Origin of the sequence: Streptomyces sp. NPDC006208, assembly GCF_040613775.1 — a bacterium.
Classification (GTDB): Bacteria; Actinomycetota; Actinomycetes; order Streptomycetales; family Streptomycetaceae; genus Streptomyces.
The window spans coordinates 1-20959 of record NZ_JBEXSW010000078.1 but is presented as its reverse complement, the minus strand read 5'-3'; the positions used below and the strand labels follow the sequence as shown (position 1 = coordinate 20959).

At 68.2% G+C, this 20959-nt stretch carries 17 protein-coding genes and 5 pseudogenes; 11 read left to right on the top strand and 11 right to left on the bottom strand.

Annotation, left to right across the window (positions count from 1 at the left end; genetic code table 11):
• Positions 1 to 615: 615 nt before the first annotated feature.
• Positions 616 to 1071: a DUF6624 domain-containing protein gene (locus tag ABZ208_RS37290; protein WP_356913894.1), complete on the top strand. Its 456-nt coding sequence runs from the start codon at positions 616 to 618 to the stop codon at positions 1069 to 1071.
• Positions 1072 to 1582: 511 nt separating this feature from the next.
• Here the strand turns inward: ABZ208_RS37290 and ABZ208_RS37285 are convergent.
• Positions 1583 to 2161, bottom strand: a complete 579-nt coding sequence (locus tag ABZ208_RS37285) for a GNAT family N-acetyltransferase (protein ID WP_356913892.1) — start codon at positions 2159 to 2161, stop codon at positions 1583 to 1585.
• 748 nt (positions 2162 to 2909) lie between these two features.
• Here ABZ208_RS37285 and ABZ208_RS37280 point away from each other — a divergent pair.
• Together ABZ208_RS37280 and ABZ208_RS37275 are read left to right on the top strand one after the other, a co-directional pair.
• Positions 2910 to 3056 carry a winged helix-turn-helix transcriptional regulator gene (locus tag ABZ208_RS37280; RefSeq protein ID WP_356913893.1) on the top strand — a complete coding sequence of 49 codons (147 nt, stop codon included), beginning with the start codon at positions 2910 to 2912 and terminating at the stop codon, positions 3054 to 3056.
• 153 nt (positions 3057 to 3209) lie between these two features.
• On the top strand, positions 3210 to 3764 hold the full coding sequence (locus tag ABZ208_RS37275; RefSeq protein WP_356913891.1) for a hypothetical protein: 555 nt from the start codon (positions 3210 to 3212) through the stop codon (positions 3762 to 3764).
• A gap of 181 nt (positions 3765 to 3945) precedes the next feature.
• On the opposite strand, the gene ABZ208_RS37270 is transcribed toward ABZ208_RS37275, so the two are convergent.
• Positions 3946 to 4161 (bottom strand): hypothetical protein, encoded by a 216-nt coding sequence (locus ABZ208_RS37270; protein ID WP_356913890.1) that lies wholly within the window; start codon positions 4159 to 4161, stop codon positions 3946 to 3948.
• A gap of 166 nt (positions 4162 to 4327) precedes the next feature.
• Between ABZ208_RS37270 and ABZ208_RS37265 the strand changes: the two genes are divergently transcribed.
• Both ABZ208_RS37265 and ABZ208_RS37260 read left to right on the top strand, forming a co-directional pair.
• Complete coding sequence (locus tag ABZ208_RS37265; protein WP_356913889.1) at positions 4328 to 7459, top strand: hypothetical protein; 3132 nt, start codon at positions 4328 to 4330, stop codon at positions 7457 to 7459.
• Between the two features lie 881 nt (positions 7460 to 8340).
• Positions 8341 to 8806, top strand: a pseudogene (locus tag ABZ208_RS37260) (RNA polymerase sigma factor); the annotation flags it as partial.
• Positions 8807 to 8832: 26 nt separating this feature from the next.
• On the opposite strand, the gene ABZ208_RS37255 reads toward ABZ208_RS37260, so the two are convergent.
• The 4 genes from ABZ208_RS37255 to ABZ208_RS37240 form a co-directional block, all read right to left on the bottom strand.
• Entirely contained in the window at positions 8833 to 9390 is a 558-nt protein-coding gene (locus ABZ208_RS37255) for a TIGR03086 family metal-binding protein (protein ID WP_356913888.1), read from the bottom strand.
• A gap of 2 nt (positions 9391 to 9392) precedes the next feature.
• Positions 9393 to 9926: an SRPBCC family protein gene (locus ABZ208_RS37250; protein WP_356913887.1), complete on the bottom strand. Its 534-nt coding sequence runs from the start codon at positions 9924 to 9926 to the stop codon at positions 9393 to 9395.
• Positions 9923 to 10285 (bottom strand): metalloregulator ArsR/SmtB family transcription factor, encoded by a 363-nt coding sequence (locus ABZ208_RS37245; RefSeq protein WP_328405281.1) that lies wholly within the window; start codon positions 10283 to 10285, stop codon positions 9923 to 9925. The genes ABZ208_RS37250 and ABZ208_RS37245 overlap by 4 nt, the downstream gene beginning before the upstream one ends.
• Positions 10286 to 10637: 352 nt before the next feature.
• Positions 10638 to 10838, bottom strand: a complete 201-nt coding sequence (locus tag ABZ208_RS37240; protein WP_356913886.1) for a GNAT family N-acetyltransferase — start codon at positions 10836 to 10838, stop codon at positions 10638 to 10640.
• A gap of 125 nt (positions 10839 to 10963) precedes the next feature.
• Between ABZ208_RS37240 and ABZ208_RS37235 the strand changes: the two genes are divergently transcribed.
• Positions 10964 to 11404 (top strand): hypothetical protein, encoded by a 441-nt coding sequence (locus ABZ208_RS37235; protein ID WP_356913885.1) that lies wholly within the window; start codon positions 10964 to 10966, stop codon positions 11402 to 11404.
• A gap of 236 nt (positions 11405 to 11640) precedes the next feature.
• Positions 11641 to 11850 (top strand): annotated as a pseudogene (locus ABZ208_RS37230) (IS3 family transposase); the annotation flags it as partial.
• 290 nt (positions 11851 to 12140) lie between these two features.
• Here ABZ208_RS37230 and ABZ208_RS37225 read toward each other — a convergent pair.
• Positions 12141 to 12638: a hypothetical protein gene (locus ABZ208_RS37225; RefSeq protein WP_356913884.1), complete on the bottom strand. Its 498-nt coding sequence runs from the start codon at positions 12636 to 12638 to the stop codon at positions 12141 to 12143.
• 316 nt (positions 12639 to 12954) lie between these two features.
• The gene (locus tag ABZ208_RS37220; protein ID WP_356913883.1) at positions 12955 to 15735 is read right to left on the bottom strand and encodes an AAA family ATPase; all 2781 of its coding nucleotides are present in this window, start codon (positions 15733 to 15735) and stop codon (positions 12955 to 12957) included.
• Positions 15736 to 15921: 186 nt separating this feature from the next.
• Here ABZ208_RS37220 and ABZ208_RS37215 point away from each other — a divergent pair, with 186 nt between their 5' ends.
• The 3 genes and pseudogenes from ABZ208_RS37215 to ABZ208_RS37205 form a co-directional block, all read left to right on the top strand.
• Positions 15922 to 16104: a hypothetical protein gene (locus ABZ208_RS37215; RefSeq protein WP_356913882.1), complete on the top strand. Its 183-nt coding sequence runs from the start codon at positions 15922 to 15924 to the stop codon at positions 16102 to 16104.
• A 276-nt stretch (positions 16105 to 16380) separates the two neighbouring features.
• Entirely contained in the window at positions 16381 to 16863 is a 483-nt protein-coding gene (locus ABZ208_RS37210; RefSeq protein WP_356913881.1) for a helix-turn-helix domain-containing protein, read from the top strand.
• Positions 16833 to 17087: pseudogene (locus ABZ208_RS37205) on the top strand (IS630 family transposase); the annotation flags it as partial. The gene ABZ208_RS37210 and the pseudogene ABZ208_RS37205, both read left to right, overlap by 31 nt.
• A 315-nt stretch (positions 17088 to 17402) precedes the next feature.
• Here the strand turns inward: ABZ208_RS37205 and ABZ208_RS37200 are convergent.
• Together ABZ208_RS37200 and ABZ208_RS37195 are read right to left on the bottom strand one after the other, a co-directional pair.
• Positions 17403 to 17797, bottom strand: a pseudogene (locus ABZ208_RS37200) (PP2C family protein-serine/threonine phosphatase).
• A 110-nt stretch (positions 17798 to 17907) separates the two neighbouring features.
• Positions 17908 to 17964 (bottom strand): annotated as a pseudogene (locus ABZ208_RS37195) (hypothetical protein); the annotation flags it as partial.
• A 250-nt stretch (positions 17965 to 18214) separates the two neighbouring features.
• Between ABZ208_RS37195 and ABZ208_RS37190 the strand changes: the two are divergent.
• Positions 18215 to 20017 carry a tetratricopeptide repeat protein gene (locus ABZ208_RS37190; RefSeq protein WP_356913880.1) on the top strand — a complete coding sequence of 601 codons (1803 nt, stop codon included), beginning with the start codon at positions 18215 to 18217 and terminating at the stop codon, positions 20015 to 20017.
• Positions 20018 to 20336: 319 nt separating this feature from the next.
• Here ABZ208_RS37190 and ABZ208_RS37185 read toward each other — a convergent pair whose 3' ends face one another.
• Entirely contained in the window at positions 20337 to 20669 is a 333-nt protein-coding gene (locus ABZ208_RS37185) for a hypothetical protein (RefSeq protein WP_356913879.1), read from the bottom strand.
• Positions 20670 to 20959: the final 290 nt, after the last annotated feature.

Genomic DNA, 20959 nt, shown 5'->3' with positions numbered 1-20959 from the left:
CCAGGCCCTGCTCTCATGCCGGGCAGGCCCGCGATCACCCGATCGAGACTCCCGTTCGATCGACAGACCCCATGATCGGTATGGCAACGGCTTCTAAGGCCCCACCAACCCGCGGCGGGGGCAGGCGAGCCCGGTGCCGCCATATGTGCGCCGAACAGCATGTCGTCGCGGTCCACGGCGAGCAGTGCGGACAAGTCGTCGGTGCCGCTGTCGAGTTGGGTGCACAGTTACAGCAGGGTCTCCAAAGACCGGCGGAGTGTAGACAGCGTGGCTCGAAACGGGGTACCCCCGCGAGATTTCCCCCATTTCGCTGGAGGCGGTATGGCGAGATAGGCGTGCAGACCAGCACCCGCTCGATCCCGCATCCGAGTTCTGGGTGGGCCGGCTTCCCGATCAGCCGCAGAGCGTACGGCCGTGGCAACAACGTGCGGCGGCCCTCGCCGGGACACTCAACATGTACGAGGTGCACAGGGCCGACCGTGGGTGCCGAGGCGCTCCGGGGCCGCCCGACCCGCCCCGACTCATCACCCTTCACCGCAGCCTACCCGAGGACCTGACCACACATCATGATTCGCACCGACCTGGCCGGCGAACTCCGCCGCCGCGCCGACACCGATCAGCGAGCCCGCAATCACTGCATCGAAACCGGCGAGCCCGGGGACCTCGCAGAGAGAGATCGACATCGACAACACCGCCTGGCTGAAGACCGTCGTCGCCGAACACGGCTGGCCCGGCAACACCCTGGTGGGCGACCAGGGCGCCGACGACGCCTGGCTCCTCATCCAGCACGCCGACCGTGACCCCGAGTTCCAGCAACAGGCACTGGAACTGCTGAAAGCCGCCGTCGAAGCCGACGACGCCCTGGCACGACACCTCGCCTACCTCACGGACCGCGTCCTGGTCGCACACGGCAGACCCCAGCTCTACGGCACTCAGTACACCGAAGAAGACAACAGGCTGCAGCCCCAGCCCGTCCGAGATCCAGAACAACTCGACGCACGCCGCGCCGCAATGGGCCTCGACTCCGCCGCCGCATACGACCACCGCATGCAGAAGACATACCTGAGCTGAAAGCATGCGGGCTGCCATGCCCATGCATGAGGATCAGCCATACCAGTTGGTCGCCCGCCTCATTCAATCTCGTCGGACCACAGGCGGTTTCCACATGACCGCGAAGTACGGCTTGAACCGCTCCCCGACACGGCAGGGGCGGTTGCCCTTCGCGGAGGGCCGCGCGGATGAGGGCGAGGACCGCGTGAAAGCACAGGCCGTCTGAGCCAGAGTCACCGTGGAGGACTTGGCTTCTGTCCCAGGTGCAACAGCTGCCCCTGCGTGTTCCGTTAGCGTTCCCTTCACCGTGACCGTTCGGCGAACGGCACCTCTTGTCAGCTGCTTCAGCCTCCTGGCGCTGGCCTGCAGTTTCAGGTTGAGAAACAGGTTCTTGCCCTGCAACACCAAACCGAGAGATCGCACCGGAAGGGCGGAACAACTGTCCAAGATCGGCATGCCCCGTGGGCGTAGCCACGTGAGGACTGACGGCGGGACCGGGCAGTGATCCTGTCCGGCCCCGCCGTCGTCGGAGTCAAGCTTCGAGTTCGGCGCGCCGGTCTGGCGCGGTGCCGATCTGGCTGAGACCCCACGTCTGCAGGCTGTAGGGCCGTCCCTTCTCCTCACCGGTGATCAGCGGTACGTCGAGTAGTTGAAAGCCCGCCTTGGTGGCCACGGCGACGCTGGCGGCGTTTTCGGCCTCCAGCTCCAGGATCACCTGTTCCACGCCCAGTTGCTCGAAGGCGTATGCGGACATCACCCGCACCGCTCGCGCCGCCAGCCCCCGGCCGCGGTGTGCCGGGCCGACCGCGTAGCCGATCTCGGTTCCCTCGGGGGCACGCCGCAGCATCACCTCGCCGAGCGGTGCGCCGCCATCGACGGTGATGGCGAGAAGGATTGTCGTGCCTTCCGCCCGTAGCTGCCGGTCCCGGTTCAGGCGCGCACGGGCGGCCGCGTCGTCGAAGGGGGAGACGATCGGAGTCCAGTACGCGATGTCGGGGTGGCCGAAGAGTTCCGTCATCGCGGCCAGGTCCGCCTCCGTCCAGTCGCGCAGGATGAGACCTTCTCCCGAGACCTGAATCCGTTCGGGAAACGACGACGTTGTGCTGCTCATAATGAGGGACCTCCGTGGCTCGTTCGCGACGAGGCAGGGTAACTGCAGGAAGGCGAGAGGGCACCAGGATTTCCGTGGCACTCCCGGCGTCCGAAAGTCGGCCTGCGGCGCCCGTCGTCGACGGGCTCGAGGCCGCGGTCGCGGCCCGCGGCGGCAACGCTTCGTCTGCTGCTGCTTGGCCTTGGTTTGGGACTCCGGCGAGCCCCGAGGCCAGCTGGCCGGTGGAATCTAATCTCTGCTGCCTCGGGCCTGGCGGTCCAGGAACTCAATCAGCCGTGTTTCCGAACGTGCAAGCCCCTCCCGTTGTTCACGGGGAAGCGAAGTGAGGGCGTCGACCAGGGCCCGCTTCCGCGGGACGTGCACCATGTTGCCGGAGTAGATCCGGCAACTCGAACACCAGGCGAGTCCGATGCACCGCTCGAACATGGAGGACTCGGGCGGATGGAATCGGTACTGGTACGAGCGGACGGGCGTTCCGCAGGCGACACAGATCCGACCGTCTCCGTCGAAGACCGTGTCCCAGGTCCCGACCTTGCGCCAGTGCTGCCGCCCGGCCGGTGCTCTTCAAGTCGTCATGCCCAGCATTCTCTCCCACAGTGAGTCGCCCGGCACAGCCGTCCCGGCGAAGCTGGAGCAGACCGGAAGCCGGGGCCACTTCAAGCCGGAACAATCGCCGCGGCAGCCCCGAATTGGGGCCAGTTCGGACCGGAACAGCGGGGCCGGTTCAGACCGGTAACGCCACCCGACCATCCCGCCCCGGGTCGAGTACACCCTGACCAAGCTCGGCCAGAGCCTTGCTGAGCCCAGCACCGCGCTCCGGCAATGGACGGAAGCCGACATCAACGAGATCGAAGAAGCCCGGGCCCGAGTCACCGCCGAAACCCCAATCCGGTGATCTCCTGCTCCAACAGGAGGCAGCGACACTCACGGAGGGCGTCACCTCGGTGACTCCCCGCCCCCACACAGGACTTGATCGTCCAGGCACCTCGCGATCAGGCGGCAAGGGACCACCTGGTGGTGTATTGGACTGGCTCGGTAGGGTCGGCGCGTGGATCGTGACGAGACCGCTTCCGGTGAGCTTGCGGCAGGTCATGTGGACTGGCAGGACCCTTCGACGCTGCGATGGGTCGACAAACCGGCCCAGGTAGATGCGGCTTTCGATCGGGGCGAGGAGTTCGTCGGGGTGGCTGTGATCGCTCTGGCGCTCAACTATTGCGACCCGGATGTGGTGCTTCCTATCGTTGCCAGGGCGCTGGAGTCGCAGGACCAGGAAGTGCGCCGCCAGGGCGTCGTCGCCCTGGCGCACGTCGCGAGGCTGCATCGCACGGTGGACCGGCGCTGCCTGGGTCTTTTGCGGGACTGTCCGCGCGGTAACGAGGCCGACGATGACCTCTGGTCCTTCGTGGACCACCGGGAGTTGCCACTTTGGCTCTGGCGCCACCACCTCGGCGAATGGTTGATCTGGCTACTTCGTACCGGTGGCGTAGTTGAGCGGCCCTCACCGGCCACCGTCGGTCGAGGGCGTACGCGTGACCGATCCGGTGGCCGACGCCGTGACCGAACCGGTGACGCGCATCGGTCAAAGCGCATGCGGCTCGAGTGACCGACCCGCTGGAACACCCTGCGGGAGTCGGCGTTGTACGGGGCCGACGCCCACGGGCTCATCAGTGACCCGCGCCGGGCGCTCAACGTCTGAAACGGGCCGTGACCGAGCACCTGACCGGCCCCCTCGGCATCCGAAGCGTCCTGGACCACGGCTGCGGCCGCGGCGCCGACATCGCTCACTAAGGGTGGCTACCGTCCAGCAGCGTGCGCATGTAGACAGTGTGCGCCGTGAGGAGTTGCACGGCGCGCCCTGTCCCGTCCGGCAGGAACGGCAGGACGAGCATTGCCGGCACCGCTGCGGCGAGGGCGATCAGGACCGCGGGGATGAACAGGGTGACGATCACGCACTGGCGGGCGCCGGGCGGGAGTGCATGGGGCAGCCAGGACGGCATCATCAGGACCTCCTTGCGAGTCGGCCTCCGCGGGTTCGCGGTGCCATGTCACCAATCTGGTGAGCGGTTTGTTTGTCCGCCCAAGTTCGGCGCGTTCCCGCAGGTAAGGTCCGGACAAGACCGCATTGTCCGGCCGGACGGAAGGCCAAGCGGACGGCAGCACCGGGGGGTGTACGTGGTCGAGCGCCGCAAGAGAGGGCGTCGCTGGGGGCCTGTCAGGACGGACAGCGATGAGGTGCGCCAACTGGCGGAGTTTCTGCGGAAGCAGGTTGACGCCAGCGGCAAGACCCTGGCGACGCTGGCCAGGGAAATGCTCATGTCCCGCACCGCGATCAGCGAGCGGCTTACGGGCCGTCCATTAGACGAGAGGTTTGTCAGCGACCTGCTCACAGCCACCGTCTCCGAGCCGCGGCTGCGACAGCGCCGACTGGCCGAGGCCCGTACGATGCTGCGCGCGGTTGCCCAGCCCAAGCCGACGAAAGCTGCCTCGCCGCAGGAACGGTTTCGTGCGGAGTTCGTCCACCTCGGAGACAACATCCAGCGCATCCTCCGCCTGCTGGAGCACTCGCCCGGTTCTCTGCCGGACGGTGTGTGGTTCGACGTCGGTGAGCTGAGCACACACTGGGATCCCAGGGCCCGCGGCACGGAACAGGGCCGAGTCGGCTGGTATTTCACCGGCCGCCACCGCGCATTGAGTGAGCTGGTCTCCTGGCTCTCCGGCGGCGCCCCGGACGGGCGGGTGCGGGTGGTGACGGGGGGACCTGGATCGGGCAAGTCCACAGTGCTTGCACGCATCGTCACTCTGGCAGACCCGGACCTACGCAAGAAAACGCCGGTGGTCGGCGCGCCCGAGGCCACGGTTCCGCCGACCGGCTGCGTCGATCTCGCCGTCCTTGCCCGCGGCCGGTCGGTGTCCGACGTGCTTGACCGCGTCGCCGCCGTTGCAGGGGTCGACTTGACCACCACGGCGGACGCCCAGCGGCTGGATGTCCTCGCCGGGCTCCTTCCGGCTTGGCCCGCCGAACTCACCGTCGTAGTGGACGCGCTGGACGAGGCGACCGATCCGGACGGTCTCGCCCGCGCCCTGCGCCGGCTGGCGCGCGAGGCCACCGGTCTACGTGTCCTCGTTGGCACCCGACCCGGCCCCCGCAACAGCCTGCTGACCGCGTGCGGACACGACGCCCGCATCATCGACCTCGACCGCCGCCCATGGCTGGAGCCCGACGACCTGGCCGAGTACGTGCGCCGCAGGCTGCTTGCTGCCGACGACCCGCACACGCGCAGCCCCTACCGCAACCAGCCGGCTCTCGCCGCACGCGTGGCGGAAGCGGTCGCCGAGCGGGCGTACCCGACCTTCCTCATCGCCCAGCTCGTCAGCCGGACGCTGACCGACAGCAACACGGTCGTCGACCCGAGCGGGGAAGAACTGTCACGTCTGCCGGGCACCGTGGCTGACGCTCTGGACGACTACCTCTTCCGCCTGGGCCCAGATCACCACCGGGTGCGTGACCTCCTCGTGCCCCTCGCCTACGTGCACGGTGCGGGCTTGGCCCGTGGCACGGTCTGGGTCGAGCTCGCGAGCGCCGTGGCCCAGCGTACCTACACACTGGCCGACCTGGAGTGGCTGCTCTCCACGGCGGCCGACTTCTTGGTGGAGCAGACCGTCGACCAGGAAGAGATCCATTACCGGCTCTACCACCAGGCGCTGGTGGACTATGTGCGCTTGGCCCACGACGAACACCTCGTCGAACGCCGGATCACGCGCACCTTGGCCGGCCTCGCTCCGATCTGCGAAGGCCGCCCGGAGTGGGCGAAAGCCCCCGTCTATGTCCGCCGCCACCTCCCCCGGCACGCGGCCACCGCACGACTGCTCGACCCGCTCCTTGACGACGCCGGCCTGCTCCTCGCGGCCGACTACGGCGAGCTGTGGACGGCGATCAGCGAACGAAACCGTCACCTCACAAAGCCTGACAGCCGCAGTACCTGGTTCCACCGTGTTCTTCCCCATCCGGGGGAGGAACCGTCCCGGCGGGCCGCGTTGCTCGAACAGTACGCCCGGCAGTTCGGCTTCGACCGTCTCGCGGACGACGTCGCCCATGTCGCCCCACACCGCTCCTGGGCGACACCGTGGGCACACCTGGGTCTGGACAACGTGTACGACGTCCACGGCTGCTGCGACGGCAACATCCACGCGGCAACGGTCGTCGAGACGGGTGGTGAGCCGACTCTGGTACACAGCGGGCCCGGGCACCTCGTCGTACGCCGGTTGTCCGACGGTCGGCGCCTCGCCCGGCTGGGCACAAAAAACCCCTACAGCTCCGAAGCCGATTTCGGTGACGACTGGTTCGCGCACCTCGCGTGGGTCTACGGCGACGGGCAAGGCGCCCCCAACCCGTGCGACCAGGGGGGAACCGTATACGTGGTCGCCGGCGGACAGGTCGCCGGGGAGACCTATGTCGTGGCGGGTGGGAACGACGGGGCCGTTCGTCTGTGGCACCTGGGGCCGGCGGTGTCGTGTGAGGCACACGAACGCACCCGCGCCGCCGCGGTGGACCGCTGGAAGTCCTGCCCACGGTTCGGTGGAGCGAGCTGGATCCAGGGCGCTGCCATAGTGGACGGTGCACGTCCGATGGTGGTGGCCACCGAGCTCGGTGGCGACGTGCACTTCCTCGACCTGGCCACGGGCTCGCCCGCGCACCCTGTCGGAAAGCACCCCGGAGCCTTCACGCGGACCATGGCCCAGGGAACAGTCGGCGGCCGGCCCGTGGTGCTGACCGGGGGCAGCACCAGCGACGTGCTGCGGGGCTGCGTGCAGATGTGGGATCCGGCAACCGGTCTACCGGTCGGTGAGCCCATGCTCCACGGCGACGAAGTCCGTGCTGTCACGGTCACCATGCTGCATGGGCTGACCGTCGCGGTCACCCGCACCCATGGCGGGCACCTCAGTATCTGGGACCTGGCCACGCGCCGATTGCTCCGGCATCGTTCCACTGGACTGGTCTCGACCTGGAGCGGACTCGCACTGACGGAAATCGCCGGCCGGCGGGCGCTGGTCTTTGGCACCCAGGGAGGATTCGACATTGACCCGGACGGCCACAGAACAATGATCAGCGGCTTCCGTATCGACCTGGTCGATTTCGCCTCGCTGGAGCGCCTCGACCACCTGTGGATCAACTCCGAGGTGCTGTCCGTGACAGCCGCTGAGCAATTCCTGGTGGTGGGAAGTATGTGCGGTACGTTGGCGCTGCGGTGCGGCGACACCCTCGGTTCTGTCTCTCCGGTCAGCGTCGTGTCCAGATGAGGATGGCGGCGAGGTGGAGCGCGGCCTGGCTGCGGGATGACCGCGCGGATGTGCCGGCGGCGCAAGTGGTCACGGATCGCATCGACCGGCTTCCTCGATCACCCCTCGGACGTCGACACAACCCGGGAACGCCTCGGGGTCGAGTCAGCACCCGGAGGGTCTTCCGCTTGGGCCGCCAGTCCGGCTGCGGCCCGCGGGGGTGTTTGTTCGGCATCGCGGCCTCCGTCTCCGGAGTCCGCCATCTCAAGGAGCCCGGTGACCTGGTGTTTCAGCCGGGATGCCGGGGTGCGTCGCGTCCGCGGATGAGCTGCGCCATCAGCTCGCGGTTGGCGGCGAGGTCATCTCCCCGGTCCTGGACTTTGAGTTCCAGGTCGACGACCTGCTGTTCGAGGGTGGTGATGGGGGCCTGGAGCTGTTCGGTGTCGTCGGGGCCGCCGATGCCGGACTCGCGCCAGACCTGCTCGCCCAGGACCTCGCTGAGGCGGGTTCGAGGCGGCGGGTCTGGGCCGCGAGGCGGGTGGTGCGGGCATCGGCGGAGACCAGGTCGGCTTCGAGTGAGTGCCCGTTTCTCAACCCCTCTTCTGGATCTTTGAGGGCATCTCGGCTGGCTGTATGGCCGAGGTCAACGGGCCGGTGGGTGAGTGGCGCTGTCCTGGGTGAGGTTGCCAGTTGAGGCCGGAGGCCGCGCTCCGGCCGGTGTACTGCTCGGGGCTATGCCGGTCCAGTACTGTCGCCGGGTATGGCGGATCCGGCTGCGGGTGGCGGCACTTCAACGCGGCGAGGGCGGAGGATCTGCCCGGTCTGCAGGGCTGACTGGGTGGCCGGGGTGGATCATCGCAGCAACGCGGTGTACTGCTCGCCGAGTTACCGGAAGAGGAAGCGGCGACCTGGTGCTCCTCGCCGACCAGGCCGCAGCCGGTGGGACCGGGAGCTCATCGCCGAGGGCCAGGCCCTGGTCCGTTGATGTCTGCGCCGCGGCCAGCCGGGGCTGTACCAGATCCAGGCTGCGATCAACACGGTCCACAGTGACGCTCCGACGGCGGACGCCACCGGCTGGGCCAGGCCGTGCAGCTCTACGACCAGCTGATGGCCCTGGCCCCGACCCGGTGATCGCCCCTCAACCGCGCGGTCGCCGTGGCGGAGACCGTGGGCCCGGCGACGGGGCTGCCCATGGTCGAGGCCCTGGATTCTGGATGGCTACCACGTCTTCCACGCCGTCCGCGTCGACCTCTTCCGCCGCTTCGGCCGACGACGGAGGCGGCGGTAGCGTACGACAAGGCCGGGGAACACGCCGACGACGACGCCGAGCGGGCGTACCTGCACCGCGCCCGCGATGTCCTGAACTGACCTCGCCGACGGTGCCTTTCGGCTGGTCAGGGCTTGCGGCCGATGAAGGCCAGCAAGCGAGTCTGGACGTCGGCGCTCTCCGGCACCTCGACCCGCGGTCCGTACTGCCCGCTCGCACGGAGCACGTCGTCGAGCGGCATCATCCCGTCGAGCAACTGGGCGCATTTGGCGGGATCGAGGTGTTCGTCCTGGCCGGTGGCCCGTGCCAGGTCCCAGGTGTGCATGAAGACGTCGGCGGTGTAGAACCGGTCGACCGCCTGGTCCAGTGGGATCTCTCCGATGTGCGGGTTCGACAGCAGCTTGTGTGCGGTAGCTGGATCGTCGAGGAGGGCCTGCACTCCATCGCGGTGCGTCGCCCAGGCGGCCACCGGGTCGTCGTCCACCGAGGGTCCTTTCGGCAGTTCGACTCCGGCGCCAGCTTTGAGGAAGGCGGGGAACCACTCGACGAGGTGACGGACGACGTCCCGGGCGGCCCATCCCTCGCACGGCGCCGGGTTGTCCCATGTCTCTGGATCCGTGCCGCGTACGCGGTCGGTGAATGCGCGTGCCGCGGTGCGGTGCTCGTCGGCTGCTGTTCTCGCCATGATCAAGATCCCGTCTCGGTGTGTCGGTCGACGCTGTTGCTCTGTTGACCGCCGAGCAGCTCGTCAAGCCGTTCGTGGCCTTCGCGGACGCCGTAGTCCATGCCGCTCATGAGCATCGAATCGCGGGCTTCTATGGAGTCCATGAGCGACTTGCCGGTGACCCGGGTGCGGCCACCGAGGTCCTCGAAGACGGCTGTCTCCAGGCTGACGCCGTCAGGAAAACCCTCGTAGGTGAAGGTCTGCACGATGCGCTCGTTGGGGCGCACCTCGTGGAACACACCGTGGAAGCCGTACTCGGTTCCGTCGTCGTCGCGATGCACATAGCGATAGGAGCCACCGCTGCGCGCGTCGTAGTGGTCGATCCGCATCGTGAGCCGACGCGGGCCGAGCCACTGGACGACCAGATCGGGGTCGGTGTACGCCCGGAACACGCGCTCCGGCGGGGCGTCGAACTCTCGGATGATCAGGATGGTGGGCAGATTGGGGTCGGCCTCGATCCGCGTCTCGTTGCGGTGGGGCGTGTCGGTGGTGCTCATGATGCCGCCTCTTTCGTCGGGGTGCCCGTCGCCGGCTGCTCGCCCATCTGTTCAAGGAGGGCATCGAGACGGCGGAAACGGTCCTCCGCCTCGCGCCGATAACGCTCGATCCACTTCGTCATCAGGTCGAAGACCTCTGCCTCGAGGTGGCAGGGCCGCCGCTGGGCGTCTCTGCTGCGACTGACCAGACCGGCGTCCTGCAGGACCTTGATGTGCTTGGACACGGCCTGCACCGTGACGTCGTACGGCTCCGCCAGTTCGTTGACCGTGGCGTCCCCGGCGGCGAGCCGGGCCACGATGTCGCGGCGCGTGGGGTCAGCAAGTGCGGAGAACACCAGCGACAGCCGGTCGTCGGTCACCTCACACCTCTCATATTCAACCGATTGGTTAAATACCCTACGGCCGGGGTTCCGGCTTGTCAACCAATCAGTTGAATAGCGGCGTGCCGTCCGCGCGCGGCGAGAGGCGTCCGCTACCGGGCGTCAGCCGTCGGTGCCGTCGCCGGGCACTCGACATCCGCATCGGCCGCGGAGACAACCGCTGACCGCCCCGCCGTCGCGGGCGCCGGCGAGCGGTCATTGTCCACGGGAGACCAGCGCAGGCGTACCACCTTCGCAACGGTCTGCTCGCTGCCCGGCGCGACGGCGCAGTGCAGGTGCTCGATCCAAACCGAACGGCGTCCACCCGCTCACGCTCGGCCTCAACGATGACCTAGTCGACGTCCGTGCAGACTTCTTGGAGGACGTGGCGGGCCAGTTGGCGTCCCAGGCCTTTGTCCCGTACCCGCCGGTCGATCACCAGGTATTCCAGTACAGGGTGATAGGGCCGCTGCTCGTCCACCGTCTGCGCGCGCTTGAACCCATTCGCCACGACGGCAAGCCCGGCCAGGCCGCTGAAGCTCGGGCAGGTCATGGTCCAAAACCGCGGTCGTCCACGGCGGACGGGTGGCTGTTGTCACAGTCCCACCCGGCGCCGCGCGGCTGCGCCTGGCCCGAATTCGGTTGCCGTGGACGCGTAGTCGGCGGTGATACTCCGGCATGAGCAGAATCGCGCAGGTCATCGTGCTGGCCAACTTCGCCGACGAGGTGATGAAACCCTTGACCCGGCCCGACGCGTCGCGCAGCTGGCGGGGTGAGTTCGAACCGCTCGGCCTGTTCGTCGGCGGCTGGGTCATCGAGTTCCACCGCATGAGGCCACGGGAGGGACTGCTGAAACACCTCGCGTCACTTCCCTGGCCCCATCCGGACAGCGTGCAGGTGCTGATCCACGACGAGGAGGACGACTGCTTCGGGATGTGGATGATGCACGACGGAGAACTGGTCGAGGTGCCGCTTCCGCGCACCCGCCGGTTCCATACGCCGGCGCCGCCGACACACGAGTTCCCGCCAAGCCCCGGGTTCTTGTGGCGGACCGACACGGACATCACAATCCCGGAAGAGTTCTCGTCCGAGCCTCAGGACCCCCGACCGGCCTGGTAGCCGCGCAACGAGGTCGGGGCGGCGCTCCCCCACCGGGCCACCGCGCACGACAGCAGCGGGCCGGGTCGCGGTGAGCTGGGCCAGTTGCTCGTCCACCACGTCCTGCGGCATCACGGCAGGGTCGTCGCCCTTGATGGTCATCGCCTGGAACGTGGCAATGGTCGCACCGACCCGCACCACGGTGACGGTCACCGGCACCTTCAGCGGCTTCTCGCCCTTGCACGATCCCAGCACCCCACGCGGCCATGGAGTCCTTCTTCGCACCCCTGCAGAACAACGTCCTCGATCGCCGCACCTGGACCACCCGCGAGGCCCTCCGCACCGCGATCGTGACGTGGATCGAACGGACCTACCATCGGCGCCGCCGACAACTACGGCTGGGCCGGTTGACCCCCATCGAGTACGAACTACTCTCCGAACAAGACACCATCCCCGCCGCCAGTTAGCCACCGCAGCTGGAACCCAAACCGTGGGGCAGGTCAAGATGTCACCCGATCGTGCACCAGACCCCTGGACTTACACCTGCCGCAGGCAGCAACGACTCCAGCACCAACCACTGCTCATCGGAAAGATCCCCACGCCCCACACTGTGATCAGCACGGCACAGGGCACGGACCGGCACCCCGACCTAAAACACGGCCTAGTCGGTGGACCGGGAGCCGGACGCGTTGGAGATCGCTCGCTATCACGCTTCGGGGAAATCACCTAGGAAGGCCATGAGCGCTCCGGTGCCTCGCTACGAGTCACAGCTCCCAGGAACGTAGCTGAAGTCGTCGAGGTACAGCATGTTGAAGCCGAGGGCTTCCTCGTAACTCACCGACCATGTCGATTGGAACGGGTAACCACCCTCCACGTGGAAGGTCATGATGTTTCCCTCGGTTACGACGTACCCGGAGAAGCCTCTGTCCTGGTTCTGGGCAGCGACTTGGCCGTCGCCGGCGAAGGTGTATGTCCAGTGCCCTCCCGGTGCGTCGTTCCGGCCACCGCACCAGACGCCCACAACGCTCTGAGGTACGTAGCCTTGCGGCTCAGGTTCCGGTGGCTCCGGTTCGGCTTCCGTCTCCGTCGGTTCGGGCTCCGGTTCGGCTTCCGTCTCCGTCGGTTCGGGCTCCGGTTCGGCTTCCGTCTCCGTCGGTTCGGGCTCCGGTTCGGCTTCCGTCTCGGTGACCAGTGGGCCCGGGTCAGGTGGTTCCTCGTCCGAGCAGGCACCCACTGTCAGGAGTGCAAGACTCAACCCAACGGCACAGAAGAAACGTGAAATTACGGCTGACACAGAAGCACGCATCCCTTCCCCCAATCGTACGTGCGCGGCGGACTCCCGGGCGCAGACTCCCCCGACAGCGCATCGCTGCGGCATCCGACCGAGCCCGTACCGCTGTGCACGCTACGGAGTAGGAGCACAGGGACACACCAGTGATCTCCCTAGGGTTGTCCCTGGCGCCAGTCCGTAGTTCGCGCCCACCTCATTCGCTGCGGCCTGGCCGACACCACTGCGCAGTCCGTCCGTTTGGTGCTGCGCAGACACCTTCGTTTTCGTTCCGCGGCGTCACTCATGCAGGGCGCTGCGTGTCGACAGCTAGACGACTGGCGAGTTCGACTCGGGACCGCACGGAAAGTTTGGAGTAGATGTGACTGAGGTGGTACTCGACTGTCTTGTCCGACAGGAATAGTGCCGCGGCCACTTCACGGTTGGTGTGACCCTTGATGACGAGGACTGCAACCTGCGTCTCTCGTTCGGTGAGCACGACTGGTTCATGGCTGCGGCGGGTAGGCGTCTCGAATCCGGCCGCTCGGAGTTCCCGCTCGGCGAGCGTGATCCACGGATCAGCGCGGAGGCGCTCGAACACCTGTCGAGCAGCGATTAGAGGACGACGGGCGGCACCGCGCTTCCTCTTCCTGCGCAGAAATCGCCCGTAGGCGAGCTCGGTACGGGCCTTGGCGAAGGGATCCGGCAGTTGCTCGTGGTGCCGCAGAGCCTCCGCAAACGCATCTTCGTCGGCTTCGACGAGCCCTCGACACCGTGCGCTTACCGCGTTTCCCCACACGGAAGGCGCCTGCTGGACCTGACCCACGAGTTCGGCCAGCGCCGCCTGAGCGCCGGAAGGGTCGCCTGTGGCCAGGCACGCTTCGATCAGGTCGGGCTGGTGCTGCAACACCGTCGGTTCCCTCAGCCCCGAAGCGACCACCTGCTGCTGAAGGTCATACAGGCGGGCAGCGGCTTCGGAGTCCTTGCCGGTGCCCAGATCGAGGAGACCGAGTGCGGCCTGCATGTAGGGGCTGACCAGCTCCGCGCCCCGGCCCTCAAGGAGTCCACGAAACTGGCGGGCGTGCTCGATGCACTCCGCCGCCCGTCCTTGGGCAGCCTCTATCCGGGCCAATGTGGAGATCGCGTAGGCCTGCAGGACCGGCTGCCCGATCTCACCAGCGAGGGTGGCTCCTTCACTTGCCAGGGCGTAGGCGTCGTCCCAGCAGCCGGTGCGCAGTTGTGTGTCGGCCAGGACGGTCAGGTACGGGACGAGCCGCTCGGAGGCGCCGATCCTACGCGCAGAACGGACAGCCCGTTCCAGCAGCGTCCGCGCGGCAGGGAACCGCTCGAGCCACATGAGATCCATTGCGGAGAAGCTCGTCACCTCGACGCCGATGGAGAGCGGGTCGGTGGCGGTGAGGAACTCCTCGCAGGAACTGAACACGGCGGCGGCCTCGCGGCGTTCGCCGGCGAGCATCATCGTGTGGGCCCGCATCACAGCCGCAGAATGGTCAAAGACAGCGGCCTCACCGTTGCGGGCCAGAGCAGAAGCCCGGTCCGCAGTCACGCGGGCCTGGAGGATCGCGCCCCCCATACATGCTGCGCCGGCAGCAGCAACCAACAGGGGCACCGCTTGGGACGCCTCAAGTCCGACTGCCATGTCAACCAACTGGTCATGGACACGGCGTGGTGACTGGCGCACAAGCAATACCTGGCTGCGCAACCCGCTTGCCCCGGCACGTACCGTCGAATCATCGGTGGTGTTCGTCGCCGCCTCGGCCAAGGCCAACGCCTGGTCCCCTCGGCCGGCAAGCTGTGCCACCTCGGCGGCCGCCAGCAGGTAGCGGCCCCGGTCGACCGGGGAAGACGTCAGGTCAGCGGCACGCTCGTAGGCACGGAGTGCGGCGGGCAGGGCGCCCCGATCGCGGGCACGCGCGGCGGTGTCAGCCAGCGCTGACGCCGCGATCAGGTCCGGCGCGGCCGCCGCGGCAGCAAGATGCCAGCTGCGTTGGTCACGGTCCACCGGGCCGTGTCGGTCAGTGAGTGCCCCAGCCAGGGCTCGGTGGGCTTCTCGTCGTCGCTCGGGTCCCGCCATGTGGTAGGCAGCAGCACGCAGCAGCGGATGCACGAACCTCACCATGCCGCCCGACAGGTCGATGACTTTCGCCGCCTCGAGCGCCTGCAGGACCCCGCCGTCCACGGCCAGGTCATGAAGCGCTGCGACCAGGACCGCGGCCTCCTCGGTATATCCGGCTGCCGCAACCGTCACCGCGCGGCGACTGGGCTCCGGCAGGGCGGCCAACCGGGCGGAATAGGCGGCGGTCAGCCGCGGACCCACCGGCAGGGGCCCATCGGGTGCCTGTGCTGCCCATGCGGAATTGCGCAGAGCAGGCGCTGCTTCCAGCAGGGCCAGCGGGTTGCCGGCAGTCTCCCGGTAAAGCCGTTCGAACGGCTCGCTGCCGGCGGGTACGTCAGCCACCCTCTGCACCAGCGCGGCGGCGGCCGCCGGCTCGAGACCGGTGAGAGCCAGTGTTGGCAGACCGGCCTCGGTGAACCGGCAGCCCTCGCCATCTCGTGCCGTGACCAGCACCGCCACTGCCTCGGCCTGTAAGCGCCGGAGAGCGAAGAGCAGCGCATGGGCGCTGGCCTCGTCCATCCAGTGCGCGTCATCCACGGCGACCAGCACAGGTGTTGTCGCTGCGGCATCCGTAAGCAGCGTCAACGTGGCTGCCCCTAAGGTCAACCGGTCTGGAGTGTGCGCCTCCTCCAGTGACAGGGCGGTACGCAGAGCGCGCGCCTGCACCGACGGCAGCCGGTCGATCAGTCGCTCCACGGGACGCACGAGTTCACCGAGCCCGGCGAAGGCAAGTTCGGCTTCCATTTCGATTCCCGTGGCTCGCAGAACCGTCATCCCCGCAGACTCCGCCACCACCTCTTCCAGCAAGGCGCTCTTCCCGATCCCCGGCTCGCCGTGCAGCACGAGGACTCCGCTTCGACCCCGCCGAGCATCCGCAAGGAGTCGCTGCAGACGATCCTGCTCCTCTGCGCGCGCCAGCAGTCCATACCTTCCAGGCCCAGACGTCACCACAGCATCCCCCGAGAAATAGCGATCAATCAGTGGCGATGCACCTACACCGCGTGACGATTGTGGCCGCTCCCCAGGCACTCCCGCAGGAACTGGGGAACATCCTGATTCGCACTCCGCTCATCCCCGGCACGGTTGTACCGCGCCCGCTCGTTCGTGCGGGAAATGAAGAGAGAAGGGTTCAGGATGAGCTACCAGTACAACGGGCAGATGGCCCCTCCACCGCCGGCGTACACCGGCCAGATGGTCAACGACGTTCGTCCGGTCGGGGCCGCGAGCGGCACCGCCGCAGCTGTGGCACAGACGGCAGCAGTCATGGCGGGGCGGGAGATCCTCGTTCGTCTCCTGCGCGCCGCGACCGGCAAGTGACCGGGGCCTGTTAACGAAGGCAGGTACGGATCAAGGCCGGTCAGGACGGTGACACGCCCTGGCCGGCCTCGTCGCTTCGAGTTCCGTCGAGAGCTAGTGCTGGATTCCGCTTTGGGTGGGTATACATCCTGGTGGCGGGGTGGTTCGGGTGCTCGGGGGCGGGTGCTGGACGGTGGTGTTACGGGCACGGCCAGGCCGTGATGAGAACGAGCAAGAGGTGGTCTGCAAGCTGGCGCGGGCGCGGAAGGCGCCGCGGGATCTGGTGATGCGGCCCGCATGGTCGAGTTGAGCTGGCAGGGGATGCGGGTGCCGGCGATCGCCGCTGAACTGGGCTGCAGTCCAAAGACGGTTCGGTGCTGGCTGCACCGCTTCAACCGGACCGGGCTGGAGGGTTTGGAGGATCTGGGCGGCCAGGGCCGGAAGCGGCGGATCACCGAGACCGAGCGTTCGAGAATCATCGGCCTGGTCAAACGGCCACCGCCGGGGCGGCTGACGATGCAGGCGGGCGGGGAACTCGTTGCGGAGGATGAGGCGGGGCCGCCGGAATGGACGCTCGATGCGCTGGCTGAGCAGGCCTGGGCGATGGGGATCGAGGTGGGCCGGATTCTGCTGGCCGAGGGCGTGCGCTGGCGCCGAACCCGGTCCTGGACGCGTTCGAAGGACCGGGACTTTGAGGGAAAAGGACGCGGATCATCGAGCTCTCCACCTGCCCGCCCCACGGTGCGACGGTGGTCTGCGCCGACGAGATCGGACCGGTGATCCCGCGCCCTTTCCCTCCGGCGCCGGGCTGGTCGCCGGACGGACACCGCATCAAGAACGAGATCGACTACAGCCGCGGACCGGAGAAGACCTGGGTCTACGGGGGCCTGCGGATCCGCGACGGACACGAGGTCACCATGACCGCATCGTCCCGCAACAGCGCCTTCTACCAGCAGTTCCTGCAGAAACTCGAGGACGCCAACCCAACCGGTGACATCTACCTGATCACCGACAACCTCTCCTCGCACAACAGCGTCTCCACCCGGACCTGGCTCGAGGACCATCCCAGGACCGGCACGTCTTCATCCCCGTCGGCGCCTGCTGGCACAACCTCCAAGAAGGCTGGTGGCGCATCTTCCGCAAGGCAGCCCTGGCCGGCCAGTCCTTCGCCGGACCGGACGAGATCGAACAAGCCACACAACTGGCGACAGCCCAGCTCAACAACCGAGCCCAACCCTGGATATGGGGCAGACCCGCACCTCCCACACGGAAACTACGTCGCCGATATGTGTACTCCCTTTGAGGAATCCAGCACTAGGTCAGGTGTCGGCTTCGGCGCTCGCGATGCAGTCTCCGGAACGGGCGCCGTGCCAGTCCAGGCACAGGACGGTGGCATCGTCTTTCGGGTGGTCGCTGCAGGCATCGGTGACCGCGGCGGTCAGGGTGCGCACGACCTCGCGGGGGTGCTCGGTGGCGGTGTCACGGATGAGGCCGGGCAGGTCGACTGTTTCCGCTTGGCGTTCTTGCATGCCGTCGGTGTAGAGCACGAGGCGGTCGCCGGGGCGCAGGTCGAGGTCCTGTACCTGGTACGGGCCCTGCGCGGCGACGCGAAGGGCAGGTTCACGGCCAGGTGCAGTTCGTCGACCGTGCCGTCGCGCAGCCGTAGCGGCCAGGGGTGGCCGGCGTTGACGAGCTGGGCACTGGTCCCGTCCAGGGCGATGCGCAGCAGCTGGCCGGTGGCGAAGGTCCGTCGGCCGTGGTCGAGGAGGCTTGGTGGGTCTGGCGGGCCTGTTCGGCAAGGTCCGTCCCGGCGCGGCGGGCGCCGCGGGAGGCGTTGACCAGGAGGGTGGCCCTGAGCGAGGCGTCGACGTCATGTCCCATGGCGTCGGTGACGGACAGGTGCAGGGTGTCGCGGTCGAGGGAGTAGTCCGTAGGTGTCACCGGCGATGTTGGAGGCCGGGACCAGGGCGCAGGCGAGGGCGAACTCGGCTGCCTCGCAGGAAGGTTCTTCAAGATCATCCCGTGGCGGGTTTCTGGCGTATCTGGGTCACACCCCAAACCGCCCAACATCCCCGCCCTCGTTGTCAGTGGGCTCCGCTAGGGTCTCGCCATCGAAACGACACGTGAACTCATGTTCCCCGCGCTGCGCCGTGTGCTGCTGCTCGACTCCGACCGTTCGGACCACGCCTGCGCCGCACGACGGCAGCTGTACGCCGCCTTCAACCGGCCGGACGATCCAGAGGGCGGGCCGCCCTTCGCAGAACTCGCCCGGATCCAGCTGCGCCTGATCCACGGACTCTGGCCCGGCGCGCGGCACACCGAGGCACGGGCCCGGCGCGCACTCACCGCTGCCGCCGGTGTCCATGAGCGGTTGTCCGCGGCCGGCGAGTCATGCGCCACGACCATATGCGTGCTCCAGGAGCTGGTGGAACGGCTCGTACCAGACGATCCGGACGGCCTGGCCCCGCAGCCGTCCGAAGACGCGGCCGGTTCGTGGATCACCCTGATACGTAATTCTGACGACCCGTCACAACTCGTGCGCACTCTGGGAGACCGGCTCGCGGAGCTGGTGCCCGTCCTGTCGGAGCAGGATCACGAGGACGAAGGGGTTCTCGCGGCCGAGGCGGTCGTACTGCTCCGGCGCCCGCTCAGCACCGAGGGCCGGGTCGACGAGAGCGAACTGCGCGCTCTGCGGCACGCGTTGCTGGCGTACGAGGGCGCTTTCGAGGCGGCGGGCTGCTTCGGGGCGGCGCTGGGAGCGCGGCTGGACGGGGACTTCACCGAGCGCGGCCTGGAGATCCGGCCTCGCGATGTGTGCCGCACCCTGTGGGCCCGGGCCCGGCGGCTCGGCATGCTGGACAGTCCGGCCGAGGCCCCCGGCGCGTATGCCGGAATCCTCGCCGCCCACCGGCGCCAGGCGGCGGGCGAGGACCGCGAGCAGGCGGGCTACGAGATCGCCGCATCCCAGGCACAGCTCGCGTGGGCGGCGGTGACCGCGGCCCTGGCGCTCTCACCGGCCAAGGGCGCTGGGGCGCGCGCCGCGGCGGAGGAGGCGTTCGACGCCCTGGAGTCGGTCCCGTACCGGAAACCGTTCACGGCGCTGGTGCGCGCGCTGTACCGGGAGGCGCTGTGGCGGTCCGACCAGCGGTCGCCCGCCGGGCCGGACCGCCTCCGTGCCGCCGGCTTCCTTTCGGCCCTCCACCCGCTGATCGGCTGCGGCACCGAGACTCCCGTCGCCGCCCTGGGCCACGCTCTCGTACGCCTGATCGCCCGCGGACGCGACACCGCGGCCCACCCGACGCCGAGCGAGGAAGCCCTGGCCCACGAGAGATCGCGGGAGGACCATCGCCGCTACGACCTTCTGCTCGACCTCACTCAGGCAGCCGACTCCCTCACGGAGGCCGGGCAGCCGCCGCGCGAGCAGGCGCTGCGTATTGCCGGGGCGGTCGTGGACGTCTACCGCTGGGTCGCCGGACTGCACAGCCATGACGGTTCCGGCTACGGCGGCGAGGGCGACGACTGCCTGGACGCCCTGGTCGGCCCCGAAGCGACCGATCCGTACGCCGACCTGCGCCGGGTAGCGGACGCCCTGTCCCGCCTGGCCGCCCTGCTGAACAGAACCCCGGGCCGCCGCGCGGACGCCGTCGCCCCGATGGAGGAGGCGGTCGCCCGCTACCGCGAACTCACCGAGGACCGCTGGGAGCGGCACCGCAGCGGTACCCCTCTCCACGCCCTGGCACGCGGGCTCAACAACCTCGCCTTCTACATCGACGAGGCGGACCGCCCGGAGGAGGCCCATGCGTATGCCCGGGAGGCCGTCGCCCTCTCCGAATCCCTGCTCCCGGGGAACGAGCGCAGTCACGCGATCTACGAGAAGACGCTCGCGGACATCCTGGAACACCTGGGCGGGGCGGCCCCGGGATCCGTGTCCTGACCGGGCCCGCGCACATACCGAGTTCGGTGTTTCACTGTTGCTACTCATCTATGTTGGCGGGTTTGGCGGCCGGATTAGGTGCGGCACTCCGGGAGTGCTGAGCTGAGACTACTGATCTTTGATCACGGGATTGACGTGTGGTGCGAGTGCAGTACGCCCGCCGCGAGGTGTGGGGGAGCGAACTCGTCCACCCCGTGGCCGCCGTGGTCCGATACCAGGGCGCCCCCGCCAGCGACGATCCGCTGTACCTGCGCGAGGCCGACCAGATCCCCCGGCCCCGGCGCGAGCTCCGCGACCTGGTGGAGCAGCTCCGGCCGGACTACCGCTCGGGGATGGTCGAGGCGTGGTACGAGGACGACCCCCGCCAGCCCAGCCCGACAGCGCGCGGTTCCGCAACACCGCCCGGCACCGCTACGACTGGCAGAGCCTCGGCGCGAACAACGTGCTGCACCTGATCGACGCCGAGGGCAACACCCTGGCACGCGTCGAGTACGACGGCCCCGTGCAGATCCCCGGCGACCCGGACGCCGACGCGGAAGAGATCGCCCAGCTCAAGGCCGACGTCGAAGCCCTCGTCGGCACCCGGCACCAGGCGACGGCCGAGAAGCAACTCCTGCGCCAGCGGGTGGCAGAACGTGCGTCCGTGCTCCACACACGGCCAACGCAACGTCAACCCAGGCTCCCGAGGCGAAACGGTCCCTGGTCCGTGAACTCTGAAGGCGACGCACCAGAGCCTCCTCGAGGGTGGTAACGATGACGCACCCTGACTTCTGACACCGTTTCTCGTACACGGTCCGGCGCCGTTTCGGCCGTGAGCCGCCGCCTTCTGATCTTGTTCAGGAATCGGTGGCACCCTCAAGTGATCAACGCACCACCCACGGATGATCATGTGGTCGTGGAGGCACAGGTGCGTGACTACGGGTTTTCGCCGGCTCAGCAGGA

What these genes read in the sequence shown, in the direction of transcription:
- ABZ208_RS37190 (WP_356913880.1), top strand. Translation starts at nt 18,215, where the DNA reads ATGTTCCCCGCGCTGCGCCGTGTGCTGCTGCTCGACTCCGACCGTTCG.
- ABZ208_RS37235 (WP_356913885.1), top strand. Translation starts at nt 10,964, where the DNA reads ATGAGCAGAATCGCGCAGGTCATCGTGCTGGCCAACTTCGCCGACGAG.
- ABZ208_RS37255 (WP_356913888.1), bottom strand. Translation starts at nt 9,390, where the DNA reads ATGGCGAGAACAGCAGCCGACGAGCACCGCACCGCGGCACGCGCATTC.
- ABZ208_RS37285 (WP_356913892.1), bottom strand. Translation starts at nt 2,161, where the DNA reads ATGAGCAGCACAACGTCGTCGTTTCCCGAACGGATTCAGGTCTCGGGA.
- ABZ208_RS37250 (WP_356913887.1), bottom strand. Translation starts at nt 9,926, where the DNA reads ATGAGCACCACCGACACGCCCCACCGCAACGAGACGCGGATCGAGGCC.
- ABZ208_RS37240 (WP_356913886.1), bottom strand. Translation starts at nt 10,838, where the DNA reads ATGACCTGCCCGAGCTTCAGCGGCCTGGCCGGGCTTGCCGTCGTGGCG.
- ABZ208_RS37210 (WP_356913881.1), top strand. Translation starts at nt 16,381, where the DNA reads ATGGTCGAGTTGAGCTGGCAGGGGATGCGGGTGCCGGCGATCGCCGCT.
- ABZ208_RS37215 (WP_356913882.1), top strand. Translation starts at nt 15,922, where the DNA reads ATGAGCTACCAGTACAACGGGCAGATGGCCCCTCCACCGCCGGCGTAC.
- ABZ208_RS37270 (WP_356913890.1), bottom strand. Translation starts at nt 4,161, where the DNA reads ATGATGCCGTCCTGGCTGCCCCATGCACTCCCGCCCGGCGCCCGCCAG.